Origin of the sequence: Thermogymnomonas acidicola JCM 13583 (assembly GCF_001316105.1) — an archaeon.
GTDB classification, from domain to species: domain Archaea; phylum Thermoplasmatota; class Thermoplasmata; order Thermoplasmatales; family Thermoplasmataceae; genus Thermogymnomonas; species Thermogymnomonas acidicola.
In genome coordinates, this window is record NZ_BBCP01000022.1 from 1 (window position 1) to 4,529 (window position 4,529).

The 4,529-nt window shown below is 38.0% G+C and carries 1 tRNA gene and 1 CRISPR repeat array; the gene reads right to left on the reverse strand.

From position 1 onward, the window contains the following. Positions 1-35: 35 nt before the first annotated feature. A CRISPR array of direct repeats spans positions 36-3,956; the repeat unit is 29 nt; unit sequence CTTTCAATCCTACTTAGGTTCTATTTTAC. A 453-nt stretch (positions 3,957-4,409) separates the two neighbouring features. Further along, positions 4,410-4,485: transfer RNA gene (locus JCM13583_RS11390), tRNA-Asp, on the reverse strand. Between the last annotated feature and the right edge of the window lie 44 nt (positions 4,486-4,529).

Here is a 4,529-nt window from a genome sequence, read left to right on the forward strand (position 1 = left end):
TTCTTGATCGTACCGTCTGCAGATACGCGCACACACTTTCAATCCTACTTAGGTTCTATTTTACGTGCGGTTCGAGTAAATGCCTTTCATCATATTAGCTTCTTTCAATCCTACTTAGGTTCTATTTTACCTATTCGAATATATTTAGGATTGCGGCCATCTCCATGCTTTCAATCCTACTTAGGTTCTATTTTACCCCCCCTATGAAGCCTGGCGAGGTATCGCTCGACGGTGGCTTTCAATCCTACTTAGGTTCTATTTTACCAGAAATTAAAGCGATTATCGAGAGCGCCGATTGTTCCCTTTCAATCCTACTTAGGTTCTATTTTACTACCATGAGGCTGGCAACGGCCAACGCAAGCAGGCCCCCCCTTTCAATCCTACTTAGGTTCTATTTTACGCGTCTGTGTGCGACAAAAGATATAAATAAAAAATGGCTTTCAATCCTACTTAGGTTCTATTTTACCCCTCAACCTTAAGATTATTCCTAGGCCGTTCTCCAATCTTTCAATCCTACTTAGGTTCTATTTTACTCAATTGCACCCCCCCAATAATAAAGTGCCTCGTTAAGCTTTCAATCCTACTTAGGTTCTATTTTACTATATAGGAATAGCCGGGACTGCTGGACGAAGTCACTTTCAATCCTACTTAGGTTCTATTTTACCTGAAATTTTTTTAAATTGGGGGGGTGGTCTTATGACTTTCAATCCTACTTAGGTTCTATTTTACGAAAGAAATTTCCCGAATGGAAAAGAAAGCCCTACCTTTCAATCCTACTTAGGTTCTATTTTACACCTCTCAACTGATTTCTTTTTCGTCCTAATCCTGCTTTCAATCCTACTTAGGTTCTATTTTACGAATATTCATTTTATAGATACCTTTAACTATTTCAACTTTCAATCCTACTTAGGTTCTATTTTACCACCCCCCCGTCCTCGTCCCGGCCGGCAATTCCCTCGACTTTCAATCCTACTTAGGTTCTATTTTACCTTTTTCGATTTTTCATTCATTCGATCGACTGCACCCCCCCTTTCAATCCTACTTAGGTTCTATTTTACTTCTTCTTTCAAATATACTTCCTTTTCACTGCGACTTTCAATCCTACTTAGGTTCTATTTTACATAGGTGGTGCAATAGCAACTAATGTACCTAAGATTGCCTTTCAATCCTACTTAGGTTCTATTTTACTATCTTACGAGATACATTTTTGGGAAATATAAACACTTTCAATCCTACTTAGGTTCTATTTTACTAGCTAAAAACAAATCTCTCAAAAGGGCAATAGAATTCTTTCAATCCTACTTAGGTTCTATTTTACTCCTCTTGTCTTCTTTTTCCTCTCGTTTTTCTTTTCCTTTCAATCCTACTTAGGTTCTATTTTACGGATATCAAACAGGAGATTGAGGAGGCTAAGGAGGATCTTTCAATCCTACTTAGGTTCTATTTTACTCCTGCACCGGCGGAGGAATAGGTGCCGCTCACGGCGTTCTTTCAATCCTACTTAGGTTCTATTTTACCGGATAGCCTGCCAAAATCCTCGCCGTGGATGCAAAGCTTTCAATCCTACTTAGGTTCTATTTTACCGAATTGAACCGAAAGGGTTTTTTGCCCTTGTGCATTCTTTCAATCCTACTTAGGTTCTATTTTACTCGGACGTTACCGGGTCTCCGGGACAATTACAGGATCTTTCAATCCTACTTAGGTTCTATTTTACCAGCTTTATCTCAATCTCCTCCTCGAATGGCTCTACCTTTCAATCCTACTTAGGTTCTATTTTACTTTTTCAGTATCCTTCAAAAATGTGCCAGCATAATCCTTTCAATCCTACTTAGGTTCTATTTTACGAAAAATATATGTATCTGGGTATCAGAGAGAAGACGGCTTTCAATCCTACTTAGGTTCTATTTTACATGGAGGTCGATAAAATCGATAAAAAACAGCTTAACTTTCAATCCTACTTAGGTTCTATTTTACACAGACGAGCAGATAGCCGATATATATTCACAGCATCTTTCAATCCTACTTAGGTTCTATTTTACTTTACCCACAACTCAATACATGGATGGATTATACTACTTTCAATCCTACTTAGGTTCTATTTTACATGGATAACAAAATAGTTTATGATTTTAACTGGAAACTTTCAATCCTACTTAGGTTCTATTTTACTCCTCCGACCCGCATCTATAGCATACCCACACTCTCTTTCAATCCTACTTAGGTTCTATTTTACACTCGTCGCCGGTGTACGTGTCCTTATAAAGCCCATCTTTCAATCCTACTTAGGTTCTATTTTACTCGATAAATAGGCCTTACTGATGGATGCAGGTGAGTTCCTTTCAATCCTACTTAGGTTCTATTTTACCTAAAAACGATTGCCCGCATCTCACCCTTGTACGAGAACTTTCAATCCTACTTAGGTTCTATTTTACCGAATGGGTCATTGACGACCTGATTTTTATTCAGGCTTTCAATCCTACTTAGGTTCTATTTTACCCTTTTGAATTTATAGGAATATTTATATTTCCACATCTTTCAATCCTACTTAGGTTCTATTTTACTGATTGGGAGGATATGTGCTGGGAGGACGTGTTTGCTCTTTCAATCCTACTTAGGTTCTATTTTACACATCCTAATATGCGGGGGGAAGCGGCACCGGCAAAAGCTTTCAATCCTACTTAGGTTCTATTTTACCCGTAGCAACGCCGCTAACCAGTAGTCCCAGGACCTTTCAATCCTACTTAGGTTCTATTTTACCCTGGATATCCACACCTGTTTTAGAAAGCGAGAACGACTTTCAATCCTACTTAGGTTCTATTTTACTTAGCAAAAGAGGAAATGAATTGCATTATAATCGACTTTCAATCCTACTTAGGTTCTATTTTACATGGAGCGGGCGAAGGAGATCGCACAGAAGAGGCTCTTTCAATCCTACTTAGGTTCTATTTTACATAAAACCTATCCAGAACGATACCGGAAAACGACAACTTTCAATCCTACTTAGGTTCTATTTTACGGAATTGGATCGGCAATATATTACCATCAATATCAAATCTTTCAATCCTACTTAGGTTCTATTTTACCAATTCATGATACCATTTAGCGTCGAGATGCTGATCCCCCTTTCAATCCTACTTAGGTTCTATTTTACCTCCATGAACCTGATAGCTATCTATTGTGGTCAATTTACTTTCAATCCTACTTAGGTTCTATTTTACTTCTGAATATAAATATAGTCCTGAGGAATGGAATAAATCTTTCAATCCTACTTAGGTTCTATTTTACTCTTTTGTTTGTCCATGACGATATTCATTTCCATCACTTTCAATCCTACTTAGGTTCTATTTTACTCGATTGCAAACGGATCAGGAAATATAATAATTGATCTTTCAATCCTACTTAGGTTCTATTTTACGTATTTGCAACCTATCATTGGGGGGGTGGTTTAAAGAACTTTCAATCCTACTTAGGTTCTATTTTACTTTTTGTCTCGTTATTAGGAACGAGAGTGAAAAATATTATCTTTCAATCCTACTTAGGTTCTATTTTACCTCCTATACATCTAACAAAAGGGGGGGCTAAATCGAATACTTTCAATCCTACTTAGGTTCTATTTTACTTAATATATGTGATACATCGTTAGAATTGGATATAGCCCTTTCAATCCTACTTAGGTTCTATTTTACAGACGTACGAGGTGAGGTTCTGATGTCCTATAACCCCCCCACTTTCAATCCTACTTAGGTTCTATTTTACTTTTTAATAAAATATCCTAAAAGTGTAGATTTTCCAGCTTTCAATCCTACTTAGGTTCTATTTTACGTAAACATTGGAAATACTGTAAATATATCAGGAAGTGTACTTTCAATCCTACTTAGGTTCTATTTTACTCGCTAATCATAAAACATAGAGTGAGTAAGACACGATCTTTCAATCCTACTTAGGTTCTATTTTACCCGGCTAAGATGATCAGTTACTGACTATATTATCCTTAGCTTCGAAGTTCGTAAAACGTACATAACCGGAGGTTCTCGGGTGAGTATATAAAGGATCTGTACATTTCTTGAGCGATACCATATCAGATAAAGAGTCATTTAAGACATACCCGCTCAGGCGCAACTAGTATTTCTCTTATAAACTCCTTAAGCCATATTGAGATATCCCTTCAACAGAGGTAAGGCCAAAGTGATTTCATAGGTTCTCAACCCTTAGGTTCTCAACTAAATATACGATTCTAACTCATACAGGCCCAACTTCATTGACCGGGAATGTCCGAGTTCTCAACTAACTACACAATTCTGACTTCAATAAGTATGGTGGTGATATCTTTAGCGATTAATAGATTACTTCGCAATGCCACACAGGAATATCTCCACAGAAGCCTTAGGTTGAAAGGCCGATCGTTTGAGCGCCCCCCCGGACGGGATTTGAACCCATGTCACGGGCTCGACAGGCCCGTATGATAGGCCACTACACTACCGGGGCAACGGGGGGGAGGGGGGGATTTTCACTGTTCAAATAAATTTTTC